Source organism: Niallia sp. XMNu-256 (genome assembly GCF_036670015.1).
In the GTDB taxonomy this organism is placed as follows: domain Bacteria; phylum Bacillota; class Bacilli; order Bacillales; family Cytobacillaceae; genus Bacillus_BD.
Genome location: NZ_CP137636.1, coordinates 2608084 through 2625127, shown reverse-complemented (window position 1 = coordinate 2625127; position 17044 = coordinate 2608084). Strand labels below are relative to the sequence as shown.

12 protein-coding genes are annotated in these 17044 nt (G+C 37.8%); all 12 read left to right on the top strand.

Features of this window, described 5'->3' with window-relative positions:
- Nucleotides 1-18: 18 nt before the first annotated feature.
- The 12 genes from R4Z10_RS13325 to mutL all read left to right on the top strand — a co-directional run bounded on the left by R4Z10_RS13325 (nucleotide 19) and on the right by mutL (nucleotide 17041).
- A complete protein-coding gene (locus R4Z10_RS13325) occupies nucleotides 19-1254 on the top strand; it encodes a competence/damage-inducible protein A (protein ID WP_338469786.1) in 1236 nt (411 codons plus the stop codon).
- A gap of 280 nt (nucleotides 1255-1534) precedes the next feature.
- On the top strand, nucleotides 1535-2584 hold the full coding sequence (recA, locus tag R4Z10_RS13320) for a recombinase RecA (RefSeq protein ID WP_338469785.1): 1050 nt from the start codon (nucleotides 1535-1537) through the stop codon (nucleotides 2582-2584).
- A gap of 229 nt (nucleotides 2585-2813) precedes the next feature.
- Nucleotides 2814-4376, top strand: coding sequence for a ribonuclease Y (gene rny / locus R4Z10_RS13315; RefSeq protein WP_338469784.1), 1563 nt, complete (start codon nucleotides 2814-2816; stop codon nucleotides 4374-4376).
- 74 nt (nucleotides 4377-4450) lie between these two features.
- The gene (locus R4Z10_RS13310) at nucleotides 4451-5248 is read left to right on the top strand and encodes a TIGR00282 family metallophosphoesterase (protein WP_338469783.1); all 798 of its coding nucleotides are present in this window, start codon (nucleotides 4451-4453) and stop codon (nucleotides 5246-5248) included.
- A gap of 402 nt (nucleotides 5249-5650) precedes the next feature.
- A complete protein-coding gene (spoVS, locus tag R4Z10_RS13305; protein ID WP_071395267.1) occupies nucleotides 5651-5911 on the top strand; it encodes a stage V sporulation protein SpoVS in 261 nt (86 codons plus the stop codon).
- 523 nt (nucleotides 5912-6434) lie between these two features.
- A complete protein-coding gene (locus R4Z10_RS13300; protein ID WP_338469782.1) occupies nucleotides 6435-8204 on the top strand; it encodes a 2-oxoacid:acceptor oxidoreductase subunit alpha in 1770 nt (589 codons plus the stop codon).
- A complete protein-coding gene (locus R4Z10_RS13295; RefSeq protein ID WP_338469781.1) occupies nucleotides 8191-9057 on the top strand; it encodes a 2-oxoacid:ferredoxin oxidoreductase subunit beta in 867 nt (288 codons plus the stop codon). The genes R4Z10_RS13300 and R4Z10_RS13295 overlap by 14 nt, the downstream gene beginning before the upstream one ends.
- A 388-nt stretch (nucleotides 9058-9445) precedes the next feature.
- Nucleotides 9446-10960, top strand: coding sequence for a tRNA (N6-isopentenyl adenosine(37)-C2)-methylthiotransferase MiaB (miaB, locus tag R4Z10_RS13290; RefSeq protein ID WP_338469780.1), 1515 nt, complete (start codon nucleotides 9446-9448; stop codon nucleotides 10958-10960).
- A 26-nt stretch (nucleotides 10961-10986) separates the two neighbouring features.
- Entirely contained in the window at nucleotides 10987-11415 is a 429-nt protein-coding gene (locus R4Z10_RS13285) for a RicAFT regulatory complex protein RicA family protein (RefSeq protein WP_338469779.1), read from the top strand.
- 214 nt (nucleotides 11416-11629) lie between these two features.
- A complete protein-coding gene (locus R4Z10_RS13280; protein ID WP_338469778.1) occupies nucleotides 11630-12172 on the top strand; it encodes an outer spore coat protein CotE in 543 nt (180 codons plus the stop codon).
- Between the two features lie 289 nt (nucleotides 12173-12461).
- Entirely contained in the window at nucleotides 12462-15119 is a 2658-nt protein-coding gene (mutS, locus tag R4Z10_RS13275; protein ID WP_338469777.1) for a DNA mismatch repair protein MutS, read from the top strand.
- 20 nt (nucleotides 15120-15139) lie between these two features.
- Nucleotides 15140-17041, top strand: a complete 1902-nt coding sequence (gene mutL, locus R4Z10_RS13270) for a DNA mismatch repair endonuclease MutL (protein WP_338469776.1) — start codon at nucleotides 15140-15142, stop codon at nucleotides 17039-17041.
- Nucleotides 17042-17044 lie beyond the last annotated feature (3 nt).

Genomic DNA, 17044 nt, shown 5'->3' with positions numbered 1-17044 from the left:
ACGAAAAGGGGGATTTTTTTGAACGCAGAAATCATTGCTGTTGGTTCTGAATTATTGTTAGGGCAAATTGCCAATACAAATGCTCGTTTTTTATCTAAAAACTTAGCTGACTTAGGAGTTAATGTTTTTTATCATACAGTTGTTGGTGATAATCCAGCTCGTTTAAAGCAAGTAATTGAAATAGCCGAAAGACGTTCGAATTTGCTCATTTTCACGGGAGGACTGGGACCGACAAAGGATGATTTAACAAAAGAAACCATTTCGGACCATTTAAATCGGAAGCTTGTGATGGATCAAAAAGCTTTAGAAACGATAGCTGAGCACTATAATCGTACAGGTCGAATAATGACAGAGAATAATAAAAAGCAGGCATTGGTGTTTGAAGGCTCAGAAATTCTACCGAATGATCACGGAATGGCACCAGGGATCGCATATTCAACAGAAACCCATACATATATGCTCTTCCCAGGTGTGCCATCAGAAATGGAACCAATGTTTTTAACATATGCTCAACCGTATTTGATAGAGAAGCTACAATTAAAAGAAAGAATTGTTTCAAGAGTGTTACGATTCTTTGGAATCGGGGAATCTCAGTTAGAGACAGAGATTGAAGATTTAATCGATGGACAAACAAACCCTACCATTGCGCCACTAGCTGGAAATAATGAAGTAACATTAAGAATTACAGCTAAGCATCAATCTGATACAGAAGCAATTGAAATGATTGAAAGGACAGAACGACTTATTTTAGACCGTGTAGGGGATTACTTTTACGGTTATAATGAAACATCGTTAATGAGTGAACTTTCTAAAGTCTTGCAGGAAAACCAATTAACGATCGCAGCAGCTGAAAGTTTAACAGGGGGAATGTTCCAAAAAGAATTAACAGCGACTCCAGGTGCTGGAATGCTATTAAAAGGCGGGATTGTCTGTTATACACCTGAAGTCAAACAAAATGTAGTAAAGGTAAAAAAAGAAACGATTGACTCTCATGGCGTTGTGAGTAGTCAATGCGCACAAGAATTGGCAGAAAACGTGGCAAATATAATGAATGCAGACATTGGCATTAGCTTTACAGGTGTTGCAGGGCCTGATGAATTGGAAGGAAAACCCGTTGGAACGGTCTATGTTGGAATTAGCATAAAAGGAAAACCAACAATAGTTGAGAAGTTAGCGTTAAGTGGTAATCGTACAAACATTCGTATTCGTACAGTTAAATGGGGATGCCACTATTTATTAAAAAATATTAACTGATTTGGAAGAGAGGCTGTTAACTTAAAAACAGCCTCTTCTCTTTTCAATATCGGATTAACGAAACATTGCCTTTCAATTTTAATAGCAAATGATTACATAATATTAATAGAAACATAACTAATTATTCAATTTTAAGTAGGATTTGGCAATGAAAAATAACGAATAAACGTTCGATATTTTGATAGACAAAAAGATAAAAAAGATATATATTAAACATAGATTAATAATAAAATCAGTAGGGGATTTACGATACTGTTTTTATATTAAAGGAGGAAATTTTGTGAGTGATCGACAAGTAGCCCTTGAACAGGCATTAAAACAAATAGAAAAACAATTTGGTAAAGGCTCAATTATGAAGCTGGGAGAGCAAACAGATCGCAGAATCTCAACCGTTCCTAGTGGCTCATTAGCCTTAGATACTGCACTTGGTGTAGGCGGATATCCAAGAGGACGGATTATCGAAATCTATGGTCCTGAAAGTTCCGGTAAAACAACCGTTGCCCTTCATGCAATCGCAGAAGTTCAGAAAAAAGGTGGACAAGCAGCGTTTATCGATGCCGAACATGCGCTCGATCCTGATTATGCACAAAAATTAGGAGTAAATATTGATGAATTGCTTTTATCTCAGCCAGATACGGGTGAGCAGGCACTAGAAATTGCAGAAGCTCTTGTTCGAAGCGGTGCGGTGGATATCGTTGTAGTTGACTCCGTTGCAGCTTTAGTACCTAAAGCAGAGATTGAAGGGGAAATGGGTGATTCCCACATGGGATTACAAGCGCGCCTCATGTCACAAGCCCTTCGTAAGCTTTCAGGTGCAATTAATAAATCTAATACGATTGCAATCTTTATTAACCAAGTCCGTGAGAAAATTGGAGTTATGTTCGGAAATCCGGAAACGACGCCGGGTGGACGTGCACTTAAGTTCTACTCAACTGTTCGTTTAGAAGTGCGCCGCGCTGAAGCGATTAAACAAGGAAATGATATTGTTGGAAATCGAACTAAGATTAAAATTGTCAAAAATAAAGTCGCGCCTCCATTCCGTACAGCTGAAGTAGATATTATGTATGGAGAAGGAATTTCTCAAGAAGGAGAAATTGTCGATATTGGTGCCGAGCTTGATATAATTGAAAAAAGTGGCTCATGGTACTCATATAATGGAGAACGTGTTGGTCAAGGAAGAGAGAACGCAAAGCAATTTCTTAAAGAAAATCCTGATATTCGTGCCGAAGTACAACAGCAAATCCGCAATTACTATGGATTAGATGGTGTTCAGGTCGCTTCTCCAGATAAAGAGGAAGCCGAACAAGATGAACTAAACTTAGTTGACTAAATAAGTGATGGCAAAGTCTTTTTACAAAGACTTTGCCATTTTTAGAAAATATTAGTAAAACCCGTAAAGACAACCACTTGACATTAAAAAATTGCAGCTTTACAATTAAAATGTATATTTTTACATTTTATCTGTAATAAAAGCCTTGAGCTGTATTTTGATTTTGAAAAATGTACAAGTTGAACCTTAAAACAGTAACAAGAATTTAATAGCAGAAGGAGGTGAAATGATGGACCTTTTAGCTACTATCATCTCCATTTTGCTTGCTCTAATCGTCGGTGTAGTTGTTGGCTATTTTGTTCGAAAATCGATTGCTGAAGCAAAGATTGCAGGTGCACGAGGTGCAGCAGAACAAATATTAGAAGATGCCAAACGTGATGCAGAATCTTTAAAGAAGGAAGCCTTGCTTGAGGCAAAAGATGAAAATCATAAACTTCGTATTGAGGCGGAACGTGAAATTCGCGAACGAAGAAATGAACTGCAAAAACAAGAAAATCGTTTATTGCAAAAAGAGGAAAATCTTGACCGTAAAGATGAATCGTTAGAAAAACGTGAAATACTTTTAGAGAAAAGAGATGATTCTCTTAACAAAAGACAACAGCATATTGAAGAGATGGAAAGCAAAGTGGACGAGATCGTTCAGAAGCAGCAATCAGAGTTGGAGCGTATTTCTAGCTTAACTCGTGAAGAGGCAAGGGCCATCATTATTGAGCGCGTTGAATATGAACTAAAACATGAAACCGCTGTAATGATAAAAGAAAGTGAGATTCGTTCAAAAGAGGAATCTGACAAGAAAGCAAAAGAAATTTTGTCTTTGGCGATACAGCGATGTGCAGCTGATCATATTGCAGAAACGACAGTCTCAGTTGTAAACCTACCAAATGATGAAATGAAGGGACGTATCATCGGTAGGGAAGGACGTAATATTCGTACACTGGAAACATTGACTGGCATTGATTTAATCATTGATGACACACCAGAGGCGGTTATTTTATCTGGTTTTGATCCAGTGAGACGAGAGACTGCCCGCTTAGCTCTTGAAAAGCTCGTTCAAGACGGAAGAATCCATCCTGCACGAATCGAAGAAATGGTAGACAAATCTAGACGTGAAGTTGACGAGCATATTCGTGAAATAGGGGAACATACCACTTTTGAAGTAGGTGTCCATGGATTACATCCAGACCTTATTAAAATCCTTGGCCGCTTAAAATTCAGAACAAGTTATGGACAGAATGTGCTTAAACATTCAATCGAAGTAGCTCAACTTTCTGGATTGCTTGCAGCAGAACTTGGTGAAGATGAAACATTGGCTCGCCGTGCAGGTTTGCTTCATGATATTGGGAAAGCCATTGACCATGAAGTAGAAGGAAGTCATGTTGAAATCGGTGTGGAACTTGCGAAGAAATACAAAGAACACCCGGTTGTTATTAATAGTATTGCATCTCATCATGGAGATACAGAGCCTACCTCTATTATCGCTGTCCTCGTGGCAGCAGCTGATGCCTTATCGGCTGCAAGACCTGGGGCAAGAAGAGAGACACTAGAAAACTATATTCGTCGTCTTGAAAAGTTAGAAGAGATATCAGAATCCTATGATGGCGTAGAAAAGTCATTTGCGATTCAAGCTGGTCGAGAAGTACGGATATTAGTAAAACCTGAACAAATTGATGATCTAGAAGCCCATCGTCTTGCTCGTGATATTCGCAAAAAGATCGAAGAGGAACTAGATTATCCGGGTCATATAAAAGTCACGGTAATCCGTGAAACAAGAGCAGTTGAATATGCAAAATAAAGCGGTGTATCATACACCGCTTTTATTTAACTTCAATTCAAAAAATGCTTAATTATAAATAGAAAGGCTTTAACATGAATATATTATTTATCGGTGATGTCGTAAGTTCAATGGGTCGGGATATGGTTAAAGAATACCTACCGAAATTAAAAGAAAAATATCGTCCACATGTAACCATCATTAATGGGGAAAATGCGGCAGGTGGCAAAGGAATCACGGAGAAAATATATCGTGGATTTCTAGAAGCAGGTGCACAAGCAGTTACTCTAGGTAATCATACTTGGGATAATCGTGAAATATTTGAATTTATTGATGACGCAAAGTATTTAGTGAGACCTGCAAACTTTCCTAAGAACAATCCAGGTAAGGGTATCGTCTATTTAAAAATGAATAACGATGAAATTGCAGTTATTAGTTTGCAAGGAAGAACATTTTTGCCGGCAATCGATTGTCCATTTCAAAAGGCGGAAGAATTAGTACAAGAAGCAAAAGAAAGGACATCGATCATCTTTGTTGATTTCCATGCAGAAGCGACAAGTGAAAAGCAAGCAATGGGCTGGTTTCTAGACGGAAAAGTTTCTGCTGTCATTGGGACACATACCCATGTACAGACAGCCGATCATCGGATCTTAGCAAATGGGACGGCTTACATGTCAGATGTAGGCATGACTGGACCTTATGATGGAATATTGGGCATGGATAGAGACATTGTCTTAAAAAGGTTTTTAACAGGATTACCAGCACGTTTTGAGGCTCCTAAAACAGGTAGGGCTCAACTTAGTGCAGTATGTATTGAAATCGATAAAAAAACAGGCAAGGCGAAAAAAATTACACCTATTCAAATCAATGAAGATCATCCGTTTTATTCATAAAAGCGTATTTGAAGTGCCAGGCATTATCCACTTTTCGGTAAATGCCTGGCACTTGTTATTTTGTTTCTTTTTTTTATCAAGCTTAACGGGAGGGTAGTAAGACCCCCGACCTTAAGATTCTGTTGTACAATAAAAGAACAAACTGGGAGATCAACTTGCCCGTTAAGCTTTGAAAAGTCAAAACAGACTAACGTCTGTGTACCAGCATGCGGCTGCTTGCTTCTACTAGCCATCAGTAGGGAATAAAAGAAAACCCTCCATTTATGAAAGTTTTGCTTTATTTTTGACCAAGCTGGAATATGTGTTAAGTTTACTGAATATAGTATCAGTGGAATGATATAACTAATTGTTCCAATTGAAATCGTGAACAAAGTGGGGGAACGATACAAGGAGGAGCTAGGAATGGAAATATTAAAAGTTTCAGCAAAGTCTAATCCTAATTCTGTAGCTGGTGCGCTTGCTGGGGTTCTGCGTGAAAGAGGTGGAGCAGAAATTCAAGCAATTGGTGCGGGTGCATTAAACCAAGCTGTAAAAGCTGTAGCCATTGCAAGAGGATTTGTTGCACCTAGCGGAGTAGATTTAATTTGTATTCCAGCATTTACAGATATTTTAATCGATGGAGAAGAAAGAACGGCAATCAAATTAATTATTGAACCTAGATAAGAGAATAAGAGTGTCCGCGAATTCAATAATATCTGCCTGCTTTTAAGTAACTATGGAGGTATTATTGCTGAAGCATCTTAACCTGCTAACTTTGTGAAGCAGGTTTTTTATATTCTAAGAGTAAAAGAGAATGATAATACATGGTTAGAATATAGATCTAATTATAGGAGAATATGATTTTTTTCAGTCAATCTGATGGGAGGCTAGGAAAAAACACTTTATTTAAGGTTGAGCAGGATCTGAAAGGAATGATATAAGATATAATTTAATTATGAGCCTGTAAATAGAAAACAAATAAAATACTTTCAATAAATGAGAATGTTCACATTTTAGACAAAATTTAGTGTAAAATGATTGCTTTTTTTATGCTGTGGGGATAGAATGAAATCGTTTAGAACTATTCGAATTCCAAATATAAAGAAAATTGCTAGAAGTGAGCAAATTAATTAGAAGAAAATTCGGATAGATGCTATACTAGCTACATAGGGACATAAACTTTTTTCGTAACTAAAGGGGTGGAAATATGGTTAATCAGCTTTCTTGGAAAGTTGGAGGGCAACAAGGGGAAGGAATCGAAAGTACAGGGGAAATATTTTCAATTGCATTAAACCGATTAGGTTATTATTTATATGGGTATCGTCACTTTTCATCGCGAATTAAGGGCGGTCATACAAATAATAAAATTCGGGTGAGTACATCACAAGTACGTGCAGTTTCAGACGATCTTGATATTTTAGTAGCTTTTGACCAAGAAACAATTGAAGTTAACTATAAGGAATTAAATAAAACAGGTATTATTATAGCAGATTCTAAATTTAATCCGAAAAATCCTGATGATTCTCTAGGAACTCTGTATGCGGTTCCATTCACAGAAATCGCAACTAACTTAGGGACATCTTTAATGAAAAATATGGTTGCGATAGGTGCAACATGTGCAATCTTAAACTTAGATATGCAAGTTTTTAAAGATGTAGTTCAAGAGATTTTTGGCAAAAAGGGTCAGCAAGTAGTAGATAAGAATATGGAAGCGATCAAGGCGGGTTATGATCATTTAAAAGAATTGATCGGTGACTCTGCAAATACAATTAAATTAAATGAGGCTGACGGAAAAAATCGCTTGTTCATGATTGGTAACGATGCGATTGCTCTAGGTGCTCTTGCTGGTGGATGCCGTTTCATGGCAGCATACCCGATCACACCAGCCTCTGAAATTATGGAATACTTAATTACAAACTTGCCTCCATTAGGAGGGGCTGTTATTCAAACAGAGGACGAAATCGCAGCCGTAACAATGGCAATTGGGGCAAATTATGGTGGCGTACGTGCTTTAACTGCATCTGCGGGGCCTGGGTTATCCCTTAAAATGGAAGCGATCGGATTATCTGGTATAACAGAAACACCTCTTGTTATTGTCGATACTCAGAGAGGCGGTCCATCAACAGGATTACCGACAAAACAAGAACAATCGGATTTAATGCAAATGATTTATGGAACTCATGGTGAAATTCCAAAAATTGTATTAGCTCCTAGTACGGTTCAAGAAGCCTTTTACGATACAGCGGAAGCATTTAACTTAGCAGAAGAGTATCAATGTCCGGTTATTATACTATCTGATTTACAATTATCACTTGGAAAGCAAACGGTTGAACCATTAGATTTTAGCAAAGTCGAAATTCGTCGTGGGAAATTAATCACTGAGGACTTACCAGATACTGAAAATAAAGAATACTTCAAACGTTATGAAGTAACAGAAGATGGAGTTTCTCCAAGAGTCATTCCAGGGGTTAAAAATGGAATCCATCATGTAACAGGTGTTGAACATGATGAGACAGGTAAGCCATCTGAAGCAGCAGCAAATCGACAAGTTCAAATGGATAAGCGCTTTAGAAAAATGCAAAACATTAAGTTTGATACACCTGTTTATAAAAATGCACCACATGAAAAATCAGATCTATTAATCATTGGTTTTAACTCAACTCGCGGAGCAATTGAAGAAGCAATGGATCGTCTTGAGAAAGATGGGTTGAAGGTGAATCATGCTCACATTCGCTTAATACACCCATTCCCAACAGATGAACTTTTACCACTTGTAGAGAATGCAAAAGCCGTAGCAGTTGTTGAAAATAATGCTACAGGACAGCTTGCAAATATTATCAAAATGAATGTCGGGCATGCAGCAAAAATCAATAATGTCTTAAAGTATGACGGAAATCCATTTAAACCAAATGAAGTTTATGAAAAATGCAAAGATATACACCAAATGCAAGGAGCTGTTCTAAATGGCAACATTTAAAGACTTTCGAAATAATGTAAAACCAAACTGGTGTCCTGGATGTGGAGATTTCTCCGTGCAAGCTGCGATACAACGTGCGGCAGCAAATGTCGGATTAGAACCAGAAGAATTAGCAGTTATTTCTGGAATTGGTTGTTCAGGACGTATATCTGGGTATATTAACTCATACGGATTACACGGCATACATGGCCGTTCTCTCCCTATTGCTCAAGGTGTTAAAATGGCAAACCGTGATTTAACCGTAATTGCTTCTGGTGGCGATGGAGATGGATTTGCGATTGGAATGGGACATACGATTCATGCCATTCGTAGAAATGTCGATATCACGTATATTGTCATGGATAACCAAATCTACGGTTTAACGAAGGGACAAACATCCCCGCGTTCAGCTGTTGGGTTTAAGACCAAATCGACTCCTCATGGTTCGATTGAGCAGTCAGTTTCCCCGATGGAAATGGCCTTAACGGCTGGAGCTACATTTGTGGCACAAAGCTTCTCAACGGACTTAAAGGATTTAACCGCACTAATTGAAGCCGGAATCAACCATAAAGGTTTCTCTTTAATTAATGTTTTCAGCCCATGTGTCACATATAATAAAATCAATACGTATGATTGGTTTAAGGAAAATCTCACTAAATTAAGTGATGTTGAAGGCTATGATCCATCTAACCGTGAAGAAGCGATGCAGACATTGATGAAACATAATGGACTAGTGACAGGTTTAATCTATCAAAATACTGAACGCCAGTCATACCAACAATTATTAAAGGGTTATTCTGAAGAGCCGTTAGTACATGCAGACCTTCAATTAAATGAAGAACACTTTAAACAATTGGTAGCAGAGTTTAAATAATCCTATTCATTGGGATAGGAAAAAAGCAAGTGATAGACAATGCGATCACTTGCTTTTTTTATATTTTACACTTTTCTCAGCACATGCTTTTTGTACCCAAAGACTTCGGAAGGTTTAAAAAATTTCCAATTCTATATGTGGAGAAGGAATGCAATCCTTCCTTGTTTCAAAGGGATGCGACCTTCAGCTGAAATGCTTAGGTCTCCGGTCGATGTCACGGATTTTTACGATCATCAGCTTCGAAAGATGATTTTACCCCATTACATATTGTTTTCCATCCGTTTTACTATTGTTAGTTTTAAATCCAGCGTTTATAATGAGTAGTTGTGTGTTTACAATGTATATGAATGATTTTTTTTCTTTTCATATGAAAGGGGTTAGTATTTAAATGAACGAGCAACAAAGAAAAGCTGGACAACAAGTTATCGATCCTTCGGACAAAAAATCCGCAAAGGATTACAGCAAATATTTTGAAACGGTTTATGTAGCGCCATCCTTAAAAGAAGCCAAAAAACGTGGAAAAGAAGAGGTTTCCTATTTTAAAGACTTTGAGATTCCGGAAGAATTCAAAGGCCTTGGTCAAGGTCGAAAGTTTTATATTCGTACCTATGGCTGTCAAATGAATGAACATGATACAGAGGTAATGGCAGGGATCTTCCTTGGACTCGGATATGAACCAACAGACACAGTAGAAGATGCCAATGTTATTTTGTTAAATACATGTGCCATCCGCGAGAATGCAGAAAATAAAGTGTTTGGTGAACTTGGTCATCTTAAACCTTTAAAACTAGAAAGACCTGATTTATTAATCGGTGTTTGTGGCTGTATGTCTCAAGAAGAATCGGTCGTAAATAAGATTTTAACAACATATCAACAAGTCGATATGGTTTTTGGAACCCATAATATCCATCGTCTTCCACAAATCTTAAATGAAGCCTATATGTCAAAGGAACAGGTGATAGAGGTTTGGTCTAAAGAAGGAGATATTATTGAGAATCTTCCGAAGGTTAGACGTGGTAATATTAAGGGATGGGTCAATATTATGTACGGTTGTGACAAGTTCTGTACATATTGTATTGTTCCATATACAAGAGGGAAAGAAAGAAGTCGTAGACCAGAGGATATTATCCAAGAAGTACGTCACCTTGCTGCTCAAGGATATCAAGAAATCACATTGCTAGGTCAAAATGTAAATGCGTATGGAAAAGACTTTACAGATATGAAATATGGTCTAGGCGATTTAATGGATCAAATTAGAAAAATTGATATCCCTAGAGTCCGCTTTACAACCAGTCATCCTCGTGATTTTGATGATCATCTAATTGAAGTATTAGCTAAAGGCGGCAATTTAGTTGAGCATATTCATTTACCTGTACAATCAGGTTCCACTGATGTGTTAAAAATAATGGCTCGTAAATATACTCGGGAGCACTATCTTGAATTAGTTCGTAAAATTAAAGCTGCGATTCCAGATGTAGCCTTAACAACCGATATCATTGTTGGTTATCCAAATGAAACGGACGAGCAATTCGAAGAAACGATGTCCCTGTATCGCGAAGTAGGGTATGAAAGTGCGTACACGTTTATTTACTCTCCTCGTGAAGGAACTCCAGCAGCAAAAATGCAAGATAACGTCCCGATGGAAGTCAAAAAAGAACGATTACAGCGATTGAATGCTCTTGTTAATGAATTATCTGCTGAGGCCATGAAGAAATATGAAGGCAAAGTAGTGGAAGTTTTAGTAGAAGGTGAGAGCAAGAACAATCCTGATGTATTAGCTGGTTATACTCGTAGAAATAAGCTAGTTAATTTTACAGGTCCTAAAACCGCCATTGGCAAAATTGTTAAAGTGAAAATTACAGAGACTAGAACATGGTCGTTAAATGGAGAAATGGTAGAATAAATAAATAAAAAATTTGAGGTGTAACCATGGGGAAATTTACAAAAGATGATATTGTCGAAAAGGCAAAGGATCTTGCCAAAATGATTGCCGAAACAGAGGAAGTTGATTTTTTTAAAAAAGCTGAAGCGAAAATACATGAAAATGAAAAAGTACGTCAGCATATTTCAACCATAAAGGCACTTCAAAAACAAGCGGTAAATTTTCAACATTATGGTAAAGTGGAAGCCTTGAAGAAGACTGAAGGAAAAATCTCTGCCCTGGAACAGGAACTGGATGAAATTCCGATTGTGAATGAATTTAAAGAATCTCAAGTAGAAGTAAATGATTTATTACAATTAGTTGCAACAACGATATCGAATCGCGTAACAGATGAGATCATTAAATCAACAGGCGGGAATTTATTAAGTGGTGAAACTGGAGCAGAAATTAAAAATAAAAGTTGTTCCCACCATTAACATTATGATATGACAAAAAGGTTTGGATGATTCATTGCCAAACCTTTTTTTGCTGTGCTTAAAGATTCGTTCATTTCATTCCGGAACCTTCTCGTTTAAAAAACATACAATGCTACATGCCTATATTTTTCAGATAATCGTGAAAAAACATCGCACACTAGCCTACAAATTAGCATAGGATGAATTGAAAATAAATGAGGAGGTTTCGCTCGCAATGGGAGAGTACAGAGAGATTATTACAAAAGCGGTAGTGGCGAAAGGACGTAAATTTACAAAGTCTAACCACACAGTTAAGCCGCTACACAACCCGTCAAGTATTCTTGGCTGTTGGATTATTAATCATACGTATGAAGCGGAAAAGATTGGAAAGAAAGTAGAGATTAACGGCTCTTACGATATAAACATTTGGTATTCTTTTAACAATAATACAAGAACAGAAGTGGTAACAAAAACAGTAGACTATTGTGATGTCATTAAACTAAAATACCGAGATAAAGATTGCCTTGACGAACAGGATGTCATTGCCCAAGTCATCCAACAACCAAATTGTTTAGAGTGTTTGATTTCAGATGGAGATCTAATTGTGGTTCATGTTGAAAGAGAGTTTGTTGTCGAAGTGTTAGGAGAGACAAAAGTAATTGTTCATGTATATCCTGAGAAACGCCATGGATCAGACTTTGATTGGGGATTTGATGATGTAAACGATGAAGACTTTGAAGATCTTGATCCAGATTTCTTAGATAAAAAAGGAAATTAACTTGTAACTAGGAAGGATCGACTTCCTAGTTTTTTCTTGTTAAAAGCTCCCACCAAGTTCCAGATTATTTTATGATATAATAAGTCTAGAAGAAATATGGAAAACTTCATTCGGCAGCCTATTTTGAAAGTTAAAGTATGAGTACAAAATGAAGTTATTTTCTTCAGGGTCTTTCAAACTAGAGCTGAATGAGGTTAAGCCTCTGGCGGTGCCTCGGATTTTTTAATTGAAATTTTCGTGCGTGAGCGCCAATTCGGTGGGGCTTAATTTGATTTTTTTGGAGGTAAAAATGGCCGGTTATACGCCAATGATTCAACAATATTTACAAGTAAAGGCAGACTATCAAGATGCCTTTTTATTTTTTCGTCTTGGTGACTTTTATGAACTGTTCTTTGAAGATGCCATTAAAGCATCACAAGAACTAGAAATTACTTTAACAGCAAGAGGTGGAGGCGGGGAAGAAAGGATCCCGATGTGTGGGGTACCTTATCATTCTGCGGCATCTTATATTGAACAATTAATTGAGCGAGGATTTAAAGTAGCGATATGTGAGCAAGTAGAAGACCCGAAACATGCAAAAGGAGTTGTGCGCCGTGAAGTTGTACAACTGATAACCCCGGGGACGATGATGGAAGGGAAAGGCCTATCAGAAAAGGAAAATAATTATATTGCATCGATCAATCATTTTACAGATGAAACGTTTGCTTTAGCTTATGCTGATTTATCAACAGGTGAAATGCGAGCAACTGTATTAAATAATGATTTTAACGAGGTTTTTAACGAAATTTCCTTAATAGGAGCAAAAGAAATCGTGGTTTCTTCATCCTTTAAAGAGGAGTGGAAAAAGTTCATTTGCGAGCGTTTAGTGATGACCATTTCAAATGAAGAAGATGAAGAAATTAGATCAGAGTATCAACCGCTTCTATCCGATATTGATGGGATTAAACTGCAAAGTACAAGTGCTAGGCTTTTCAACTATTTACACCGTACGCAGAAACGCAGCCTCGAACATTTGCAGCCTGTTAAAACGTATAAAATCTATCAATATATGAAAATTGATTATTATTCAAAACGAAATCTTGAACTAACTGAGACGATTCGTTCGAAAGGGAAAAAAGGATCGTTATTATGGCTGTTAGACGAAACAAGAACAGCCATGGGAGGGCGCTTACTCAAACAATGGATTGACCGGCCTCTCATTGATCCTTCAGCCATTAAGGCACGTCATGATTTAGTGGAGACACTTATAAAGGCATTTTTCGAACGTCAGGAAATAAGGGAGAAATTAAAAGAAGTATATGATCTTGAGAGACTGGCAGGCAGAGTGGCATTTGGTAATGTCAACGCCAGGGATCTTGTTCAATTAAAAAAATCACTCCAACAAATCCCTTTGATTCGTGAAATTGTCGAAAGATTGGATAGTGAAGAAGCCACAAAATTAGCACAACAGATGGACTCAAGTGAAGAAGTTACAGACCTATTGGAAAGGGCGATTGAAGACAATCCGCCTATATCCATTAAAGAAGGAAATATCATTAAAGATGGATATAATGAGGAACTGGACACCTATCGTGATGCAAGTAGAAATGGAAAAACATGGATTGCACAATTGGAAAGAGAAGAAAGGGAAAAAACAGGAATAAAATCCTTAAAAGTCGGTTACAATCGTGTGTTCGGTTACTTTATTGAAGTAACAAGAGCAAACCTTCACTTATTGGAAGAGGGAAGATATGAACGAAAGCAAACTCTTTCAAATGCGGAGAGGTTTATTACGCCTGAATTGAAGGAAAAAGAGGCATTAATTTTACAAGCAGAAGAAAAGAGCATGGACTTAGAATATGACTTATTTACCGGAATTCGAGAGCACATAAAAGAGTATATTCCTGAGCTGCAAGCCTTAGCTAAAACAGTAAGCAAGTTAGATGTATTGCAATGCTTTGCAACAATTAGTGAAGAACGTTCATTTATAAGACCTAATTTTTCAAATGAACGTGTCATGGTCATTAAAGACGGACGACATCCGGTTGTAGAAAAAGTGATGAATGTTGACCACTATGTCCCAAATGATTGTGTGATGAATAAAGAAAGGGAAGTCTTACTCATTACCGGTCCGAATATGTCAGGAAAAAGTACGTATATGCGGCAAATTGCCTTAACCGCGATTCTTGCTCAAATTGGCTGCTTTGTTCCGGCTAGTGAGGCAGTATTGCCGATATTTGATCAAGTCTTTACACGGATTGGGGCAGCAGATGATTTAGTTTCCGGACAAAGTACGTTCATGGTTGAGATGTTGGAGGCAAAAAATGCGATTGCCAATGCCACGAAGAACAGTCTCATTTTATTCGATGAAATTGGTCGTGGAACTTCTACGTATGATGGAATGGCGTTAGCGCAAGCCATTATTGAGTATATTCATCATTTTATTGGCGCCAAAACATTATTTTCAACCCATTATCACGAACTAACTGTATTGGAAAAAGAATTAGACAATCTTAAGAATGTTCATGTAAGTGCAATGGAGCAAAATGGGAAAGTCGTGTTTCTTCATAAAATAAAGGACGGCCCAACAGATAAAAGTTATGGAATTCATGTAGCTAAATTAGCCCAACTGCCTGGGGAACTGATCACAAGGGCGAATGAGATTTTGGCTTCGCTAGAAAAACAAGATCCGAAGCGGCATCAAGAAGAATCTCCTGATCTCGTACAGAATGTCGGACAAGCCGAGGAAACAATTACAACGAAACCGATAGAAGCAACCGATCATTCAATGATTGAAGAAGAGCAATTGTCCTTCTTTAGTGAGGAACAAGCAAAAGGGAAAACACAAACATTTACAGCAAAGGAAAAAAAGGTGTTAGACAAGGTCAGAGATTTGGATATTTTAGACATGACACCAATGGACGCAATGAATGTTCTCTATGAACTACACAAAAAAATAAAGGGTTAATTGGATGGAGGTGAATAAAAATGAGGAAAATCATTCAGTTAGATGATGCCCTTTCCAATAAAATTGCAGCCGGTGAAGTGGTCGAACGTCCAGCATCCGTTGTCAAAGAGCTCGTTGAAAATGCCGTTGATGCCGGCAGCACAGCCATTGATATCGAATTGGAAGAAGCGGGTTTAGCGAAAATTAGAATTAGTGATAATGGCGATGGAATCGAAGAGGGAGATGTTCCGCGAGCTTTTCAACGACATGCTACGAGTAAAATAAAAGATGAGCATGACCTCTTTCGCATTCGAACGCTCGGGTTTCGTGGGGAAGCCTTGCCAAGTATTGCATCTGTATCAAAGTTAAAGTTGCTTACTTCAACTGGTGATGCAGGTACAAAGATCATCGTTGATGGCGGTAAAGTCGTTTCGCTTGAAAAAGCCGCCAGCCGTAAAGGAACGGAAATCACCGTAACGGATTTATTTTACAATACGCCGGCCCGTTTGAAATATATGAAGACGATTCATACGGAGCTCGGGAATATTACAGATACGACCAATCGATTAGCTCTCGCACACCCGGAAGTTTCCTTTCGGCTTTTTCATAACGAGAGAAAATTACTTCATACAACTGGGAATGGGGATATTAGACAAGTATTAGCAGCGATTTATGGCCTGAATACGGTTAAAAAAATGATCCCCATTGAGGCGACGAGTCTTGACTTTCATTTGAGTGGGTATATTGCCTTGCCGGAAATTACAAGGGCATCGAGAAACTATATTTCAACGATGATTAATGGGCGATTTATCAAAAATTATTCGCTCGTTAAAGCGATTCAAGAGGGATATCATACCCTATTGCCCATTGGCCGATATCCCATCGCCATTCTTACGATAGAGATGGACCCGATTTTAGTGGATGTGAATGTTCACCCATCCAAATTAGAGGTAAGGATTAGTAAAGAACAAGAATTAAATGAATTGGTCGCAAATACAATCAAGGCAGCATTTAAAAAGCAAGAACTAATTCCAGCAGGAATTGTTAGGGAAAAGGGGAAAAAGGAGCTATCTCAACAAACGAAGTTAGAACTTGATCACATTCCAGTGCCAACCCATAAAATCGAGACTCCTACGCTAAATCCAAAGCTCTCATCTATTCAGAGATCAATAGAAAAAGAGGATGACACTCCAATGCGAGTAGATGATGAAAATCAAGCAGAAAGTTCATTTGAATATGCTGGGATCGTAAAGGAAGTTCAAACGATTGAATCAACGGGTGAAGCTGAGTTTGATCAAAACATCGAAAAAGATCATCAAGTTGCTTCATATGAAGAACCTGATGAACAAGAAAAGACTTCCCGTGTTCCACCGTTATATCCGATCGGACAAATGCATGGGACTTATATTTTTGCTCAAAATGAGGAAGGATTATATATCATTGACCAGCATGCTGCACAGGAAAGAATTAAATATGAATTTTATCGGGAAAAAGTCGGTGAAGTAGCTTCAGAGCTACAGGAATTGCTTGTTCCGATCACCTTTGAATTTTCATCAGATGAGTATATTAAAATCGAAGAGTACCGATCAGAACTTGAAAAAGTCGGCGTATTTCTTGAACCCTTTGGCTATAACAGTTACATTGTAAAGTCGCATCCACAGTGGTTCCCAAGAGGAGAGGAAAAGGAGACCATTGAAGAGATGATCGAACAGCTTCTTTTAATGAAAAAAGTGGATATTAAAAAGCTTCGTGAAGAGGCCGCGATTATGATGAGCTGCAAAGGATCCATTAAGGCAAATCGTCACTTGCGGAATGATGAGATTCAAGCTTTATTAGACGAACTACGATTAGCTTCCGATCCGTTCACATGTCCACATGGTAGACCGATAATGATTCATACATCTGTATATGAACTTGAAAAAATGTTCAAACGTGTTATGTAATTG